Consider the following 16,564-nt stretch of genomic DNA (forward strand, 5'->3'; position numbering starts at 1 on the left):
ATAGTAAAACAGGCTTAAATAGGCCTGTTTTTTTGCATTTATAATAGGATTAAATCGTTTAAAGTGTTTGTTTTAAATGTTTGTTTTGCTTATAAAGATAAAAAATAAACAAAATAATCAAAAAAAGGACAAAAAACAACAAAAAATTATTGACAACGATTTCATATAGTGTTATACTTATAGCATAAAGTTAATGGAAAGAAGGGAAAACCTTATGGGATTAGATCATTTCTTTGACAAAAACCTTGTGTTTTGCTTAGAAGCGGATAATCAAGAACATCTCTTTGATCAGGTTGCTACTTTATTGGAAGAACGAGAAATCGTAACTCCAACTTATCGTGAAGCCTTGATCACGCGTGAAAAGTCATTTCCAACTGGCCTAGATATGGAATTTTTGGGTAAGGATTTGCCGAATGTGGCTATTCCTCACACAGATATTGTTCATAATCTAGCCGAAAAAGTTGTGGTCGTTCGATTAGAAAAACCAGTGACTTTCCACAATATGATTGCGCCAGATAAGGAAGTAGAAGTATCCTTGCTCTTCTTTATCATTAATAACTCAAGTTCAAGTCAAACGAACATTCTTGCTCAGTTGATGGACTTCTTTACTGGAAATAGTCATCTTGAAGACCTATCAAAAATTTCTGAACCAGAAGCCCTCTATGCTTATATTGCTGAAGCAATTGCTTAATTTTGTCTATTAAAAATATTAAATCGGAGGAAATCCATATGATTAAAATTCTTGCTGCCTGCGGTGCAGGTGTTAACTCAAGCCACCAAATTAAAAGTGCTCTTGAAGAAGAACTTTCAAACCGCGGTTTTGATGTTCACTGTGATGCAGTTATGGTAAAAGACGTTAATGAAGACCTTATCAAAGGTTATGACATTTTTACACCAATTGCTGCAACAGATCTTGGTTTTGACCCAGGTATTCCAGTTATCGAAGCTGGACCAATCTTATTCCGTATCCCAGCAATGAGTGCTCCAGTATTTGATAATATTGAAGCAGCTATCAAAGAACACGGGTTAAGCTAATTTTAATTTGTTAACATTCATATAACTATAAAAAGGGAGGAACTATTATGGATGTCATTATCGAACTAGCCAATAAGCTGTTCAAACCTATCTTGGATATGGGTGGGCCAATCATCATGCTGATCATTTTGACAGTATTGGCTCTACTTTTTGGAGTGAAATTCTCCAAAGCACTTGAAGGTGGTATCAAACTTGCCATCGCTCTTACTGGTATCGGTGCTATCATCGGTATGCTGAATGGTGCTTTCTCAGCATCACTTGCAAAATTCGTTGAAAATACTGGTATTCAATTGAACATCACTGACGTTGGTTGGGCACCACTTGCTACAATCACTTGGGGATCTGCTTGGACACTTTACTTCTTGCTCATCATGTTGATTGTCAACGTAGTGATGCTTGCTATGAAGAAAACTGATACACTTGACGTTGATATCTTCGATATCTGGCACTTGTCTATCACAGGTCTTTTGATTAAATGGTATGCAGACAACAACGGTGTAAGCCAAGGGGTTTCACTCTTCATCGCCACTGCAGCAGTTGTCCTTGTAGGTGTTCTTAAAATCATCAACTCTGATTTGATGAAACCTACATTTGATGACCTTCTTAACGCACCAAGTTCATCACCAATGACTTCAACTCACATGAACTACATGATGAACCCAGTTATCATGGTTTTGGATAAGATTTTTGAAAAATTCTTCCCAGGTCTTGATAAATATGACTTTGATGCTGCTAAATTGAACAAGAAAATCGGTTTCTGGGGATCTAAATTCTTCATCGGTTTCATCCTTGGTATCGTTATCGGTTTGATGGGTACTCCACATCCAGTTGCTGGCGTAGAAGATGCAGCAAACTGGCAATTAGTTATTAAAGGTTGGTTGTCTCTTGGTTTGACAGCCGGTGTATCTTTGGAACTCTTCTCACTCATCGGTTCATGGTTCATCGCTGCCGTAGAACCACTTTCACAAGGTATTACAAACGTTGCTACTAAACGTCTTCAAGGACGTAAATTTAATATCGGTCTTGACTGGCCATTCATCGCTGGTCGTGCTGAAATCTGGGCTTGTGCCAACGTACTTGCACCAATCATGTTGATCGAAGCTGTGCTTCTTTCAAAAGTCGGAAATGGTATCTTGCCACTTGCAGGTATCATCGCTATGGGTGTTACTCCAGCTCTCTTGGTTGTAACACGTGGTAAATTGCTCCGTATGATTATCTTCGGAACACTCTTGTTGCCACTCTTCCTTCTTTCAGGTACACTTATCGCACCATTTGCAACAGAACTTGCTAAAGGTGTAGGTGCCTTCCCAGCAGGTGTGAGCGAAACTCAATTGATCACTCACTCAACTCTTGAAGGACCAATCGAAAAACTTCTTGGTTGGACAATTGGTAACACTACAACAGGTGATATCAAAGCAATCCTTGGTGCTGTAGTCTTCCTTGTATTCTATATCGGTATCTTTGCATGGTACAGAAAACAAATGATCAAACGTAACGAAGAGTACGCAGCAAAAGCAAAATAATGCGCTCCTATAAAATGTAAATTGTTAAAGCTAGGTTGTCATTTTCCTGATAGGAGTGACAGCCTAGTTTTTTATAAACTATCAAGAAATCGGAGAAAATAATGGTAATTGAATTAAAATCAGAACAATTAAGAGTTGAATTTAACAGTTTTGGTGGGGCTCTTTCTTCTATAAAAGATACTGAGGGACTGGAGTATTTGTGGCAAGGGGATGCCACTTATTGGAGTGGACAAGCTCCTGTTCTCTTCCCCATTTGTGGTTCTTTGAGAGAGGATACAGCCCTCTATATAGATGAGAAGGGGCAAGAAAGCAAAGGAAAGATTCCTCGTCATGGTTTGGTTCGTAAGAAAGAATTTGAATTAGTTGAACAGACAGATAATAGTGTAACTTTTGCAATTGAAGACGATGAGAATAGCTATCAGAACTACCCTTATTATTTCCGCCTAGAAATCACTTATAGCCTTACTGGCAAGACAGTACGAACTCAATACAAGATTTTCAATAAAGAAACTAGCAAGGTCATGCCTTACTTTATTGGTGGACATCCAGGATTTAATTGTCCTCTACTGGATGATGAAGTCTATGAAGATTATTATCTAGAGTTTGAGAAAGAAGAGACTTGCTCTGTTCCACGTCCTTTCCCAGAAACAGGTATGCTGGATTTTCAAGATAGAAGTCCATGGCTAGAAGGTCAAAAAGAATTAGACCTCAGCTATGATCTTTTCAGCACTGATGCAGTCACCTTAGATGAATTGCAATCTAGAACAATTGCCCTTCGTTCTCGTAAACATGATAAGGGATTGAAAGTGCACTTTGCAGAGTTTCCAAATCTCATTATCTGGTCAACTTTGAATAAGGGTCCTTTCATTGCTTTTGAACCATGGTCTGGCTTGTCAACATCTCTTGAAGAAGGAGATCATCTAGAAGATAAGAAGAATGTTCGCCTCCTAGAACCTGGTCAAGTGGATCAAATTGGTTTTGACATCGAAATTTTTTAGTTAAAAAAACACAAAAACAAACATTAATTGTTGACTTTTTTAAGAAATAGGAGTATATTATGTTTGTAAGCAACAAATGATGTTTGTCACAAACAAACAATCACTTGTTATATTCTCTTTCGTAGAGAAAGATTATTTCTAGGAAACTGATTTCCTAAACTTGAATAAGGTGTCATTCATCTCATTCAATCCAATTTGTCAATAAACTGCTAGAAAACTTTTTGTAGGTAAACTGCTAACCATAAAAGTTTTTACTAGCCTAGAAAAATAAAAGGAGTATACAATATGTCTATTGTTATCGGTGCAGATGCTGCAGGTTTGAGATTGAAAGAAGTTGTGAAAGACTTCTTGGAAAAAGAAAACTTCCACGTTGTGGATGTTACAGCTGAAGGTCAAGACTTTGTTGATGTGACTCTTGCTGTTGCTGCAGAAGTAAACAAAGAAGAACAAAACCTTGGTATCGTGATTGATGCTTATGGAGCTGGTCCATTTATGGTTGCAACTAAGATCAAAGGAATGGTTGCTGCAGAAGTATCTGACGAACGTTCAGCTTATATGACTCGTGGCCACAACAACTCACGTATGATCACTATGGGTGCACAACTTGTTGGTGATGAATTGGCTAAAAACATCGCTAAAGGATTTGTTAACGGTAAATACGATGGTGGACGTCACCAAATTCGTGTCGACATGTTGAACAAAATGTGCTAATTAGATTACAGTAAGAAAGGTAAGTTAAAAATGAGAATTGCAATTGGATGTGACCACATCGTAACAGATGAAAAAATGGCGGTTTCAGAATTTTTGAAATCAAAAGGATATGAAGTCATTGACTTTGGTACATATGACCATACACGTACTCACTACCCAATCTTTGGTAAAAAAGTAGGGGAAGCTGTAACTAGCGGTCAAGCTGATCTTGGGGTATGTATCTGTGGTACTGGTGTTGGTATCAACAACGCTGTCAATAAAGTTCCAGGTGTTCGTTCTGCCTTGGTTCGTGATATGACAACAGCTCTTTATGCTAAAGAACAATTGAACGCCAACGTTATCGGTTTTGGTGGTAAGATTACTGGTGAATTGCTCATGTGCGATATCATCGAAGCTTTCATCCATGCTGAATACAAACCATCTGAAGAAAACAAGAAATTGATTGCGAAAATTGAACACGTTGAAAGTCACAATGCTCAACAAACAGACGCAAACTTCTTCACTGAATTCCTTGAAAAATGGGATCGCGGAGAATACCACGACTAAGAGGTGACCTATGATTTTAACAGTCACAATGAACCCATCCATTGACATTTCCTATCCCTTGGATGAGTTGAAGATTGATACTGTCAATCGTGTGGTGGATGTAACCAAAACGGCTGGTGGTAAGGGACTCAATGTTACCCGAGTACTTTCAGAATTTGGGGATTCTGTTCTTGCTACTGGTTTAGTGGGTGGCAAACTTGGTGAGTTTTTGGTTGAAAATATCGATGATCAAGTAAAGAAAGATTTCTTCTCAATTCAGGGAGAAACTCGGAACTGTATCGCTATTCTCCACGGAGACAACCAAACAGAAGTTCTTGAAAAAGGTCCTGAAGTATTGGAACAGGAAGGTCAAGACTTTTTGGAACATTTCAAAAATCTCCTAGAGTCAGTTGAAGTAGTGGCTATCTCAGGCAGTCTGCCAGCTGGCCTTCCAGTTGATTACTATGCGAGCTTGGTAGAACTTGCTAATCAAGCTGGCAAACCTGTAGTCTTGGACTGCTCTGGTGCAGCACTTCAGGCGGTTCTTGAATCACCACATAAACCAACAGTAATTAAACCAAATAATGAGGAATTGTCTCAGCTTCTAGGAAGAGAAGTTTCTGAGGATTTGGATGAATTAAAAGAAGTCCTTCAAGAACCTTTGTTTGCAGGGATTGAATGGATTATTGTTTCGCTTGGTGCCAACGGTGCCTTTGCCAAACATGGTGACACTTTCTACAAGGTAGATATTCCTAGAATTCAGGTAGTCAACCCTGTTGGATCTGGAGATTCTACAGTTGCTGGAATTTCTTCAGGTTTACTTCATAAAGAATCGGATGCAGAATTACTCATCAAGGCAAATGTCCTTGGTATGCTCAATGCTCAAGAAAAAATGACTGGTCATGTCAACATGGCCAACTATCAAGCTCTATATGATCAATTAATAGTAAAAGAGGTATAAAATGGCTTTAACAGAACAAAAACGTGCACGCTTAGAAAAACTTTCTGATGAAAATGGAATCATCTCAGCTCTTGCATTTGACCAACGTGGTGCTTTGAAACGCCTAATGGCTCAACACCAAACAGAAGAACCAACAGTGGCTCAAATGGAAGAACTTAAAGTCTTGGTAGCAGATGAATTGACTAAATACGCTTCATCAATGCTTCTTGACCCTGAATATGGACTTCCAGCTACAAAAGCTCTTGATCCAAAAGCTGGTCTTCTCCTTGCTTATGAAAAAACAGGTTATGATACAACAAGCACAAAACGTTTGCCAGACTGCTTGGATGTTTGGTCTGCAAAACGTATTAAAGAAGAAGGTGCAGATGCAGTTAAATTCTTGCTTTACTATGATGTAGATAGCTCAGACGAACTTAACCAAGAAAAACAAGCTTACATCGAACGTATCGGTTCTGAATGTGTGGCTGAAGATATCCCATTCTTCCTTGAAATCCTTGCTTATGATGAAAAAATTGCAGACGCTGGTTCTGTAGAATACGCGAAAGTAAAACCACACAAAGTTATCGGTGCTATGAAAGTCTTCTCAGACCCACGCTTTAACATTGATGTCTTGAAAGTAGAAGTTCCTGTCAACATTAAATATGTTGAAGGATTCGCTGAAGGTGAAGTAGTTTACACACGTGAAGAAGCAGCAGCCTTCTTCAAAGCCCAAGATGAAGCAACTAACTTGCCATATATCTACTTGAGTGCTGGTGTATCAGCTAAACTCTTCCAAGATACTCTTGTATTTGCTCATGAATCAGGTGCAAACTTCAATGGTGTTCTTTGTGGCCGTGCTACATGGGCTGGATCAGTTGAAGCTTACATTAAAGATGGTGAAGCAGCAGCTCGCGAATGGCTTCGCACAACTGGATTTGAAAACATTGATGAGCTCAATAAAGTTCTTCAAACAACAGCGACTTCATGGAAAGAACGCGTGTAAGCAAGTCCTCCTAGGTTAGGAACATGAATCTAAAAAAATTTTAAAAAAAGTTTCATGTAAAGGTTTACAAAACAACCTACTTGTGCTATACTTAAATCACAAGTTAATACAAGGTGAGTGTTACTAAGTAATATTAGGCATGATCACAGGTGAATTAGAAATCAGATGATTTTCTAGTTCATTTGTGGTCATTTTTTATACTCATATACCTTTAAAATATAAAAGGAGGTTGACATGTATCGAATTCTAAATCCAATAAATCACAATGTTTCGCTTGTCAGGCATGATAAAGGAGAAGAAGTGATTGTGATTGGTAAGGGGATTGCATTTGGAAAGAAGAAGGGAGATTTGATTTCTGAACATCAGGTTGAGAAAATCTTTCGGATGAAGACAGAAGAGTCCAGGGAAAACTTTATGGCTCTTCTCAAAGATGTTCCGCTTGATTTTATCACAGTGACCTATGAAATCATTGATAAGCTATCAAAGAAATATCATTATCCGATTCAAGAATATCTTTACGTAACCTTGACAGATCATATTTACTGTTCTTACCAAGCTCTAGCACAAGGAAGGTACAAGGATAGTAATCTGCCAGATATTTCTACCAAGTATCCTGTCGCTTTTCAAATTGCAAATGAGGCTTTTGGAATTTATCGTCAGAAGCTAGCAGATCATTTTCCTGAGGACGAAATTATTCGGATTGCTTATCATTTCATTAATGCCGAAGGTGAAAATGAAGTGGAACTTGTGGAGTCGATTGATAAGAGGAAAGAAATTCTCAGGAATGTTGAAGAAGTTTTAACGGACTATGCAATTCAACGAACCAAAGAGAATAATCATTTCTATGATCGTTTTATGATACATTTGAATTATTTCTTGGATTATTTAGACAGATCTAGAGATGATAACCAATCACTTCTGGATATGGAAGATCATATTAAACAATCCTATCCAAAAGCGTTCGAGATTGGTTCCAAGATCTATGATGTGATTACGCAACATACGGGTCTTGATTTGTATAAAAGTGAACGAGTTTATCTAGTTCTACATATCCAACGTTTATTGTCATAAAAATTTAATTAAAAATACCTAAGGAGAATTCTATCATGAATAGAGAAGAAGTAACATTGTTAGGTTTTGAAATCGTAGCCTATGCTGGCGATGCTCGTTCAAAACTATTGGAAGCCTTGAAAGCTGCTGAAGCTGGCGATTTTGCGAAAGCAGATAGCTTAGTCGAGGAAGCTGGTTCTTGCATTGCAGAGGCTCACCACGCGCAAACAAGTCTATTGGCTAAGGAAGCTTCAGGTGAGGACTTAGCCTATAGTGTAACCATGATGCATGGCCAAGACCACTTGATGACAACTATCTTATTAAAAGATTTGATGCACCATTTAATTGAACTCTACAAGAGAGGAGTTAAGTAATGAATAAATTAATTGCATTTATTGAGAAAGGAAAGCCTTTCTTTGAGAAACTATCTCGTAATATCTACCTTCGTGCCATTCGTGATGGTTTCATTGCAGGTATGCCTGTTATTCTCTTCTCAAGTATCTTTATCTTGATTGCCTTTGTACCAAACTCATGGGGCTTTAAATGGTCTGATGAAGTTGTAGCCTTTCTGATGAAACCTTATAGCTATTCTATGGGTATTCTGGCTCTCTTGGTAGCTGGTACAACAGCTAAGTCATTGACTGACTCAGTAAACCGTAGCATGGAGAAAACCAATCAAATCAACTATATGTCAACACTGTTAGCAGCGATTGTTGGTTTGTTGATGTTAGCAGCTGATCCTATCGAAAATGGTCTAGCTACTGGATTCTTGGGGACAAAAGGTTTGCTTTCAGCCTTCCTTGCTGCCTTTGTTACCGTAGCTATCTATAAGATTTGTGTTAAGAACAATGTCACTATTCGCATGCCTGACGAAGTTCCACCAAATATCTCACAAGTCTTTAAAGATGTGATTCCATTCACTCTCTCAGTTGTTTCACTTTATGCTCTTGATTTACTAGCTCGTCATTTTGTTGGTGCTAGTGTAGCAGAATCAATCGGTAAATTCTTTGCACCATTATTCTCTGCTGCTGATGGTTATCTAGGTATCACCATTATCTTTGGTGCCTTTGCCTTCTTCTGGTTTGTTGGTATCCATGGTCCATCTATCGTTGAGCCTGCTATCGCAGCTATTACATATGCAAATGCCGAAGTAAACTTGAACCTTCTCCAACAAGGTATGCACGCTGACAAGATTCTTACTTCTGGTACACAAATGTTTATCGTTACCATGGGTGGTACTGGTGCGACACTGGTTGTTCCATTCATGTTCATGTGGTTAACAAAATCAAAACGTAACCGTGCAATCGGTCGTGCTTCAGTAGTTCCAACTTTCTTTGGTGTAAACGAACCAATCTTGTTTGGTGCACCTCTTGTATTGAACCCAATCTTCTTCATTCCATTTATCTTTGCTCCAATCGCGAACGTTTGGATCTTCAAATTCTTTATTGAAACACTTGGAATGAATTCATTTACTGCTAATCTACCATGGACAACCCCAGCTCCACTAGGTCTAGTTCTTGGTACTAATTTCCAAGTTCTATCATTCATTCTTGCTGTCCTTCTAATTGTGGTTGACGTAGTCATTTATTATCCATTCCTTAAGGTCTATGATGAACAAATTCTAGAAGAAGAGCGTTCAGGTAAGTCTAATGATGAATTGAAAGAAAAAGTTGCTGCAAACTTCAACACTGCGAAAGCAGATGCTATTCTTGAAAAAGCAGGTGTAGAAGCAGCTCAAAATACAATTACAAAAGAAACAAATGTCTTAGTTCTTTGTGCTGGTGGAGGTACAAGTGGTCTCCTTGCAAATGCTTTGAATAAGGCAGCTGCAGAATACAATGTTCCTGTGAAAGCAGCAGCAGGTGGCTATGGTGCTCACCGTGAAATGTTACCAGAGTTTGATCTAGTTATCCTTGCCCCTCAAGTTGCTTCAAACTTTGAAGATATGAAGGCAGAAACAGATAAACTCGGTATTAAACTTGCCAAGACAGAAGGTGCTCAATACATCAAATTAACCCGTGATGGAAAAGGTGCTCTTGCATTTGTACAAGCTCAATTCGATTAACGATAGGGACTGTGAAACAGTCTCCTCTTGTTACGGAAATCGCTATGGCGAATTTCCTAATCGCCTTGTTAATTCGTTGGTAAAAAGATATCGTTTTTACCTCCTCATGTCACAATTCGATTAAGGCTAGGGACTCTGAAATAGTCTCCTATCGTTGCGGAAATCGCTATGGCGAATTTCCTAATCGCCTTATTAATTCGTCGGTAAAAAGATATCGTTTTTACCTCCTCATGTCACAATTCGGTGACTTGGTACAAGAAGTGAGATGGAGAAGGATGGCTCACTGACTCCTCTCCTCTCACTTTTACTTTATTTAAATCAAGAAATAGGTGAAAAAAATGACAAAAACATTACCAAAAGACTTTATTTTCGGTGGCGCAACTGCTGCTTATCAAGCAGAAGGCGCTACACATACTGATGGAAAAGGACCAGTTGCTTGGGATAAATATCTTGAAGATAACTACTGGTACACTGCGGAGCCAGCTAGTGATTTTTACAATCGATATCCAGTTGACCTCGAGCTAGCAGAAGAGTATGGTGTCAATGGCATTCGAATTTCCATTGCCTGGTCACGTATTTTCCCGACTGGTTACGATCAAGTAAATGCTAAAGGTGTTGAATTTTATCATAATCTATTTGCAGAGTGTCACAAACGTCATGTTGAGCCTTTTGTAACTCTTCATCACTTTGATACGCCAGAAGCTCTCCACTCAAATGGAGACTTCTTAAACCGTGAAAATATTGAACACTTTGTAGACTACGCTGCCTTCTGTTTTGAAGAATTCCCAGAAGTAAACTATTGGACAACCTTTAATGAAATTGGGCCAATTGGTGATGGTCAATACTTGGTTGGAAAATTCCCTCCAGGTATTCAGTACGACCTTGCCAAAGTTTTCCAATCGCACCACAATATGATGGTTTCTCATGCGCGTGCAGTTAAGCTATATAAAGATAAAGGTTATAAAGGTGAAATTGGTGTTGTTCACGCACTGCCAACCAAGTATCCTTTAGATCCTAAAAATCCAGCAGATGTTCGTGCAGCTGAGTTGGAAGATATCATCCACAATAAATTTATCTTGGATGCAACTTATCTAGGTCACTATTCAGCTGAAACGATGGAAGGCGTCAACCATATCTTATCAGTCAATGGTGGTAGCTTGGATCTTCGTGAAGAAGATTTCACAGCATTAGAAGCTGCGAAAGACTTGAATGATTTTCTAGGCATCAACTATTATATGAGTGACTGGATGGAAGCCTTTGATGGAGAAACTGAAATTATCCATAATGGTAAGGGTGAGAAAGGAAGCTCTAAATACCAAATCAAAGGTGTTGGTCGTCGTGTAGCTCCTGATTATGTACCACGTACGGATTGGGATTGGATTATCTACCCTCAAGGTTTGTATGATCAAATCATGCGAGTGAAGAAAGATTATCCTAACTACAAGAAGATTTACATCACTGAAAATGGACTTGGTTATAAAGATGAGTTTGTCGATAACACTGTTTACGATGATGGTCGTATTGATTATGTGAAACAACACTTGGAAGTCTTGTCTGATGCGATTGCAGATGGCGCTAATGTAAAAGGTTACTTCATTTGGTCATTAATGGACGTCTTCTCATGGTCAAATGGATATGAGAAACGTTATGGTCTCTTCTATGTAGACTTTGAAACTCAAGAACGTTATCCTAAGAAATCAGCTCACTGGTACAAGAAAGTAGCGGAAAGTCAGATTATAGACTAGTAGAATTAGTAATTAGATATAGAATTCTAGTGAGGCAAAAAGATGTTCAAAGATTTTATCCAATCAATTTATGAAAAAGTTTATATTATCAATTTTGATAAATGTTCTCAAATACCTTGTTTGACTAATGATGAGCTGAAAAATCTTGGGAAATGGTATGTCTCGACCGGTAAAGAATGGATTTGCCATTCAGACTATGAGCTGGAAGAATTTAAAAATATCTTTTTAAATTTTATCAGTCCTGAAGAACGGGATAATATCTCCTTTGATTCAGATTTTGTGCCGTTTCAACAATCATAAAGAATCTAGGAAACTCTTTGTAAAAATCTTCATCAAAAAAATGCGTCATATTAAGATTCTTATTTTCTTGATATGACGCATTTTATATTTTATCAATCCTCAGTTTTATGGTTTAGAAAGAATAATTTTTGTTTGTTTTGAAAGTTGTTCAAACGTTTCTTTGCTCAGTTTAGAATCTGAAACGATGGTATCAATATCAGAGATATTGTAGAAGGTATAGAAATCAAATTTATTGAACTTACTATTGTCAGCTAGTAAGTATTTTTTATTGGAATTATTGAGGGCGATGCGTTGGGATTCACCTTCCTCTTCACTAAAGGTCGCAATCGCATTGTCCTTAATACCATTACAGCTAACGAAGGCTTTAGAAAATTGAAGATTAGCCAAGTTTTGCAAGGTTAGTGTTCCCACAAAGGCTCCAGTGATAGAGCGGTAATTCCCACCAATTAAAATCAAATCTGTTAGTTTTCGTTCGTTTAAGATGAGAAAGACTGGTAAACTGTTTGTTACAACACGAATATTATCAATTGGAAGTTCACGAGCAAAAGATTCTAAAGTTGTCCCTGGACCAATAAAAATGGTTTCACCCTCATCAATTAAATGGCCTGCAAAACGGCTGATTTCTTGTTTTTCTGCAATCTGTAAGCTTTGTTTTTCAATATTGGAACGTTCATTATTTAAAATAGAACCTGTGCGAATTTTTTCAGCTCCCCCGTGCACCCGAACAAGTAAATCCTTGTCTGCTAACTCTTGCAAGTAGCGTCTAGCAGTCATATCCGACACATCCAAGCGAGTCATGATTTCTTTGACAGTAATAGTTCCCTTTGTATTTACCGTTTCTAGAATATTATCTAGTTTTTCCTGCTTTAACATCCTTATCACCTCTATTTCTATTACTATTTTATCATAAAGTATTCAATCAATCAATTTAAAAAACAAAAGAAAACAAAAACAAAAATATCATGGTTGTTTTAAACAAGCCATGATATTTGTTATTGCTTATAAAATAGATAACATTAGTCTAAACCGTAGTTGTAATCATCGTCTTGCATGGCTTCAACTTCACCAAGGAGGTAACCATTTCCGACTTGAGAGAAGAAGTCGTGGTTGGAAGTTCCTGTTGAAATACCGTTCATAACGATTGGGTTGACATCATCAGCTGAATCTGGGAAGAGTGGATCTTGCCCCAAGTTCATGAGTGCCTTGTTGGCATTGTAGCGAAGGAAGGTCTTGACTTCTTCTGTCCAACCAACACCGTCATAGAGGCTTTCTGTATAGCCTTCTTCATTTTCATAAAGAGTGTAGAGCAGATCGTACATCCATTCTTTGAGTTTTTCTTGCTCTTCTTCAGGTAATTCATTAAAACCAAGTTGGAATTTGTAACCAATGTAGGTTCCGTGAACAGACTCATCACGAATAATCAATTTAATGATTTCCGCAACGTTGGCTAGCTTGTTGTTACCGAGATAGTAGAGGGGAGTGAAGAAACCTGAATAGAAGAGGAAGGTTTCGAGGAAGACGCTGGCAACTTTCTTTTCAAGTGGGCTACCGTTTAGGTAGATTTCGTTGACAATCTCAGCCTTCTTTTGTAGGTAAGGATTGGTATTGGTCCATTCGAAAATTTCTTCAATCTCAGCCTTAGTATTCAAGGTAGAAAAGATTGATGAGTAAGATTTTGCGTGGACAGATTCCATAAATTGGATGTTATTGAAAACAGCTTCCTCATGTGGTGTACGGATGTCTGCGCGAAGGGCTTGAACCCCAGTTTCAGATTGCATAGTGTCGAGAAGGGTTAAACCACCAAAGACTTTTCCAACCAAGTCTTTTTCTACATTTGATAGCTTTCTCCAGTCATCCAAGTCATTTGACAAAGGAATACGTGTATCAAGCCAGAATTGCTCCGTCAGTTTTTCCCAAGTTGATTTGTCGATGACATCTTCGATGGCATTCCAGTTAATGGCTTTGTAGTAAGTTTCCATTTTGAAATCTCTTTCTGTGTTTAGTATTGCGAACTCACAATTACTTCTATTTTATCATAATTCTAGAGGAGTATCGCACAAAAAGTCGGAAGTCCGACTTTTGTGTTTTTCCATAGTATAGGTGCTTATTCCAGTTTAGTTTAGCAGGGTGAATGAATCACTAATTTGAGAAAAAGTAATTTCCTCAAGCAAAGATTAAATCACACAGCTTTCACATTGGTTGGCACCGACTTCTCCACCATCATCTGTAAAGGTACGGACGTAGTAGATAGACTTGATTCCCTTGTTAAAGGCATAGTTACGAAGGATAGACAAGTCACGTGTCGTTTGCTTATTTTCCTTCTTCCATTCGTAAAGACCTTTTGGAATGTCACTACGCATGAAGAGAGTGAGTGAAAGTCCTTGGTCCACGTGCTCAGTTGCGGCAGCATAGACATCAATCACCTTACGCATATCCATGTCGTAGGCAGAAGTGTAGTAAGGAATGGTTTCTGTTGACAAGCCAGCAGCAGGATAGTAGATTTTACCGATTTTCTTTTCTTGACGTTCTTCGATACGTTGCGTAATCGGGTGGATAGAAGCAGAAACGTCGTTGATGTAACTGATAGAACCATTTGGCGCTACAGCAAGGCGGTTTTGGTGGTAAAGACCATCTGCTTGAACCTTGTCGCGAAGTTCAGCCCAATCAGCAGCACTTGGGATAAAGACATCTTTGAAGAGTTCCTTAACACGGTTTGATTTTGGAACAAACTCGCCAGTTACATACTTGTCAAAGTAGCTTCCGTTAGCATAGTCTGATTTTTCAAAGTTGTGGAAGGTGATGCCACGTTCACGCGCGATATTGTTTGATTCTACCAAGGTCCAGTAGTTCATAAGCATAAAGTAGATGCTTGTAAATTCAACAGACTCAGGCGATCCATATTCAATCAATTGTTGGGCAAGGTAGCTGTGAAGTCCCATGGCACCAAGACCAAAGGTATGAGCTTGGCTATTTCCGTGGTCGATGGTAGGAACAGCTACGATGTGTGAACTATCTGTAACGAAAGTAAGGGCACGAACCATAGCACGGATAGAACGACCAAAGTCAGGTGAAGTCATCATGTTGACTACGTTGGTTGAACCAAGGTTACATGAAACATCTGTTCCCATTTGAAGGAATTCTTGAGCATCGTTGATCAAGCTTGGTTCTTGGACTTGAAGAATCTCAGAACACAAGTTACTCATGATAATCTTACCATCAACAGGATTTGCACGGTTAGCCGTATCAATGTTGACTACATAAGGGTAACCAGACTCTTGTTGCAATTTGGAAATTTCCGTTTCCAAATCACGTGCTTTGATTTTTGTCTTGCGGATGTTTGGATTTGCGACCAATTCATCGTATTTTTCAGTGATGTCGATGTAGTTAAATGGCACACCGTATTCAAGTTCTACAGAGTATGGGCTGAAGAGGTACATTTCTTCATTTTTACGTGCTAATTCGTAGAATTTATCGGGCACCACAACACCAAGTGAAAGGGTCTTGACACGAACTTTTTCATCAGCGTTTTCTTTCTTAGTTGAAAGGAAAGCGATGATATCTGGGTGAAAGACATTGAGGTAAACAACACCAGCACCTTGACGTTGACCCAATTGGTTAGAGTAAGAGAAGCTATCTTCGAAGAGTTTCATGACTGGTACGACACCAGAAGCGGCACCTTCATAACCTTTGATAGGTGCGCCCGCTTCACGAAGGTTGCTGAGGGTAATTCCCACACCACCACCAATTCGTGAAAGTTGAAGAGCCGAGTTGATAGAACGTCCGATAGAGTTCATATCATCCGTTACTTGGATTAAGAAGCAAGATACCAACTCCCCACGACGAGCACGTCCAGCATTCAAGAAGGAAGGAGTAGCAGGTTGGTAGCGTTGGTGGATGATTTCATTGGCAATATCGATTGCAACAGCTTCATTGCCATCAGCGAAATAAAGGGCGTTAAAGAAGACGCGGTCTTCCATACTTTCAAGATAATATTCACCGTCGTTTGTCTTCAAGGCATATTGATTGTAAAACTTATAGGCAGCCATGAAAGACTTGAATTGGAAATTTTGGTCTTTGATAAATTGATGCAATTCTTCCAAGAATTCTGGACGGTATTTCTTGATAAAGGCTGTTTCGATGTAGTTGTGTTCAATGAGGTAGTTGATTTTATCAGTAATTGAATCAAAAACCATAGTGTTTGGAACTACATTTTCTTTAAAGAAGGCATCCAAGGCTTCCTTATCTTTATGAAGCATGATTTGTCCATTGACAGGACGGTTGATTTCGTTATTAAGACGGAAGTAAGTCACGTCCTCAAGATGTTTTAATCCCATAAAATTTCCCTTATCTAATTACAAAAGAAAGGCTTCTAAGTTAGCCCTAGAAGCAGTTTCTTCTGGATGATGTACTAAGATTATGCTAATTGTTTCAGTTTTCCTGGTTGGAAACCTGAAAAGACTTCAGTTGGTGTTTGGATCACAGGAGCTGCGCTGAAACCGAGCTCTTTCACTTGATCGATGTACTCAGGTTGCTCATCAAGATTGATTTCACGATAAGCGACATTATTACTGTCCAAGAAACGTTTGGTCATTTTACATTGGACACAGTTGTTTTTAGAATAAACGGTTACCATTGTGTAACTCCTCTTTCAAAATAGATTACTTTCTTA

At 38.5% G+C, this 16,564-nt stretch carries 17 protein-coding genes; 13 read left to right on the forward strand and 4 right to left on the reverse strand.

Annotated features, from left to right (window positions below):
• Positions 1–214 precede the first annotated feature (214 nt).
• The 13 genes from ACLNCW_RS02555 to ACLNCW_RS02615 all read left to right on the forward strand — a co-directional run bounded on the left by ACLNCW_RS02555 (position 215) and on the right by ACLNCW_RS02615 (position 11,895).
• Positions 215–691 (forward strand): PTS sugar transporter subunit IIA, encoded by a 477-nt coding sequence (locus tag ACLNCW_RS02555; protein ID WP_000521976.1) that lies wholly within the window; start codon positions 215–217, stop codon positions 689–691.
• A gap of 38 nt (positions 692–729) precedes the next feature.
• Positions 730–1,035: a PTS sugar transporter subunit IIB gene (locus tag ACLNCW_RS02560; RefSeq protein WP_000590547.1), complete on the forward strand. Its 306-nt coding sequence runs from the start codon at positions 730–732 to the stop codon at positions 1,033–1,035.
• Between the two features lie 47 nt (positions 1,036–1,082).
• Positions 1,083–2,558 carry a PTS galactitol transporter subunit IIC gene (locus tag ACLNCW_RS02565; protein WP_000382513.1) on the forward strand — a complete coding sequence of 492 codons (1,476 nt, stop codon included), beginning with the start codon at positions 1,083–1,085 and terminating at the stop codon, positions 2,556–2,558.
• A gap of 101 nt (positions 2,559–2,659) precedes the next feature.
• A complete protein-coding gene (locus tag ACLNCW_RS02570) occupies positions 2,660–3,556 on the forward strand; it encodes an aldose 1-epimerase family protein (protein ID WP_023948151.1) in 897 nt (298 codons plus the stop codon).
• Positions 3,557–3,841: 285 nt separating this feature from the next.
• Positions 3,842–4,267 carry a galactose-6-phosphate isomerase subunit LacA gene (gene lacA / locus ACLNCW_RS02575; protein ID WP_000029277.1) on the forward strand — a complete coding sequence of 142 codons (426 nt, stop codon included), beginning with the start codon at positions 3,842–3,844 and terminating at the stop codon, positions 4,265–4,267.
• A 30-nt stretch (positions 4,268–4,297) separates the two neighbouring features.
• Positions 4,298–4,813, forward strand: a complete 516-nt coding sequence (gene lacB, locus ACLNCW_RS02580; RefSeq protein ID WP_001216913.1) for a galactose-6-phosphate isomerase subunit LacB — start codon at positions 4,298–4,300, stop codon at positions 4,811–4,813.
• 10 nt (positions 4,814–4,823) lie between these two features.
• Entirely contained in the window at positions 4,824–5,753 is a 930-nt protein-coding gene (locus ACLNCW_RS02585; RefSeq protein WP_084926384.1) for a tagatose-6-phosphate kinase, read from the forward strand.
• 1 nt (position 5,754) lies between these two features.
• Positions 5,755–6,735 carry a tagatose-bisphosphate aldolase gene (gene lacD / locus ACLNCW_RS02590; RefSeq protein WP_001229119.1) on the forward strand — a complete coding sequence of 327 codons (981 nt, stop codon included), beginning with the start codon at positions 5,755–5,757 and terminating at the stop codon, positions 6,733–6,735.
• Positions 6,736–6,969: 234 nt separating this feature from the next.
• A complete protein-coding gene (locus tag ACLNCW_RS02595) occupies positions 6,970–7,806 on the forward strand; it encodes a PRD domain-containing protein (protein WP_084946569.1) in 837 nt (278 codons plus the stop codon).
• A 35-nt stretch (positions 7,807–7,841) separates the two neighbouring features.
• The gene (locus ACLNCW_RS02600; RefSeq protein WP_001078320.1) at positions 7,842–8,159 is read left to right on the forward strand and encodes a PTS lactose/cellobiose transporter subunit IIA; all 318 of its coding nucleotides are present in this window, start codon (positions 7,842–7,844) and stop codon (positions 8,157–8,159) included.
• Positions 8,159–9,850 carry a lactose-specific PTS transporter subunit EIIC gene (locus tag ACLNCW_RS02605; RefSeq protein WP_084924483.1) on the forward strand — a complete coding sequence of 564 codons (1,692 nt, stop codon included), beginning with the start codon at positions 8,159–8,161 and terminating at the stop codon, positions 9,848–9,850. Before ACLNCW_RS02600 ends, ACLNCW_RS02605 begins: the two co-directional genes overlap by 1 nt.
• A gap of 338 nt (positions 9,851–10,188) precedes the next feature.
• The gene (lacG, locus tag ACLNCW_RS02610) at positions 10,189–11,595 is read left to right on the forward strand and encodes a 6-phospho-beta-galactosidase (RefSeq protein ID WP_424845318.1); all 1,407 of its coding nucleotides are present in this window, start codon (positions 10,189–10,191) and stop codon (positions 11,593–11,595) included.
• Between the two features lie 42 nt (positions 11,596–11,637).
• The gene (locus ACLNCW_RS02615) at positions 11,638–11,895 is read left to right on the forward strand and encodes a DUF3884 family protein (protein WP_080710093.1); all 258 of its coding nucleotides are present in this window, start codon (positions 11,638–11,640) and stop codon (positions 11,893–11,895) included.
• Positions 11,896–12,000: 105 nt separating this feature from the next.
• Here the strand turns inward: ACLNCW_RS02615 and ACLNCW_RS02620 are convergent, their stop codons facing one another.
• The 4 genes from ACLNCW_RS02620 to nrdH form a co-directional block, all read right to left on the reverse strand.
• Positions 12,001–12,768, reverse strand: a complete 768-nt coding sequence (locus tag ACLNCW_RS02620) for a DeoR/GlpR family DNA-binding transcription regulator (protein WP_000917573.1) — start codon at positions 12,766–12,768, stop codon at positions 12,001–12,003.
• A gap of 143 nt (positions 12,769–12,911) precedes the next feature.
• Positions 12,912–13,874 carry a class 1b ribonucleoside-diphosphate reductase subunit beta gene (nrdF, locus tag ACLNCW_RS02625; protein WP_000451386.1) on the reverse strand — a complete coding sequence of 321 codons (963 nt, stop codon included), beginning with the start codon at positions 13,872–13,874 and terminating at the stop codon, positions 12,912–12,914.
• A gap of 195 nt (positions 13,875–14,069) precedes the next feature.
• On the reverse strand, positions 14,070–16,229 hold the full coding sequence (nrdE, locus tag ACLNCW_RS02630) for a class 1b ribonucleoside-diphosphate reductase subunit alpha (protein ID WP_424845319.1): 2,160 nt from the start codon (positions 16,227–16,229) through the stop codon (positions 14,070–14,072).
• An 80-nt stretch (positions 16,230–16,309) separates the two neighbouring features.
• Positions 16,310–16,528: a glutaredoxin-like protein NrdH gene (nrdH, locus tag ACLNCW_RS02635; RefSeq protein ID WP_000259240.1), complete on the reverse strand. Its 219-nt coding sequence runs from the start codon at positions 16,526–16,528 to the stop codon at positions 16,310–16,312.
• Between the last annotated feature and the right edge of the window lie 36 nt (positions 16,529–16,564).

The sequence above is a fragment of the Streptococcus sp. CL6.22 genome, assembly GCF_049738055.1.
Taxonomy (GTDB): domain Bacteria; phylum Bacillota; class Bacilli; order Lactobacillales; family Streptococcaceae; genus Streptococcus; species Streptococcus mitis_DJ.

Bases quoted from the DNA above. Each gene is read 5' to 3' on its own strand.
- ACLNCW_RS02555 (WP_000521976.1), top strand. From the start codon at position 215: ATGGGATTAGATCATTTCTTTGACAAAAACCTTGTGTTTTGCTTAGAA.
- ACLNCW_RS02560 (WP_000590547.1), top strand. From the start codon at position 730: ATGATTAAAATTCTTGCTGCCTGCGGTGCAGGTGTTAACTCAAGCCAC.
- ACLNCW_RS02565 (WP_000382513.1), top strand. From the start codon at position 1,083: ATGGATGTCATTATCGAACTAGCCAATAAGCTGTTCAAACCTATCTTG.
- ACLNCW_RS02570 (WP_023948151.1), top strand. From the start codon at position 2,660: ATGGTAATTGAATTAAAATCAGAACAATTAAGAGTTGAATTTAACAGT.
- lacA (WP_000029277.1), top strand. From the start codon at position 3,842: ATGTCTATTGTTATCGGTGCAGATGCTGCAGGTTTGAGATTGAAAGAA.
- lacB (WP_001216913.1), top strand. From the start codon at position 4,298: ATGAGAATTGCAATTGGATGTGACCACATCGTAACAGATGAAAAAATG.
- ACLNCW_RS02585 (WP_084926384.1), top strand. From the start codon at position 4,824: ATGATTTTAACAGTCACAATGAACCCATCCATTGACATTTCCTATCCC.
- lacD (WP_001229119.1), top strand. From the start codon at position 5,755: ATGGCTTTAACAGAACAAAAACGTGCACGCTTAGAAAAACTTTCTGAT.
- ACLNCW_RS02595 (WP_084946569.1), top strand. From the start codon at position 6,970: ATGTATCGAATTCTAAATCCAATAAATCACAATGTTTCGCTTGTCAGG.
- ACLNCW_RS02600 (WP_001078320.1), top strand. From the start codon at position 7,842: ATGAATAGAGAAGAAGTAACATTGTTAGGTTTTGAAATCGTAGCCTAT.
- ACLNCW_RS02605 (WP_084924483.1), top strand. From the start codon at position 8,159: ATGAATAAATTAATTGCATTTATTGAGAAAGGAAAGCCTTTCTTTGAG.
- lacG (WP_424845318.1), top strand. From the start codon at position 10,189: ATGACAAAAACATTACCAAAAGACTTTATTTTCGGTGGCGCAACTGCT.
- ACLNCW_RS02615 (WP_080710093.1), top strand. From the start codon at position 11,638: ATGTTCAAAGATTTTATCCAATCAATTTATGAAAAAGTTTATATTATC.
- ACLNCW_RS02620 (WP_000917573.1), bottom strand. From the start codon at position 12,768: ATGTTAAAGCAGGAAAAACTAGATAATATTCTAGAAACGGTAAATACA.
- nrdF (WP_000451386.1), bottom strand. From the start codon at position 13,874: ATGGAAACTTACTACAAAGCCATTAACTGGAATGCCATCGAAGATGTC.
- nrdE (WP_424845319.1), bottom strand. From the start codon at position 16,229: ATGGGATTAAAACATCTTGAGGACGTGACTTACTTCCGTCTTAATAAC.
- nrdH (WP_000259240.1), bottom strand. From the start codon at position 16,528: ATGGTAACCGTTTATTCTAAAAACAACTGTGTCCAATGTAAAATGACC.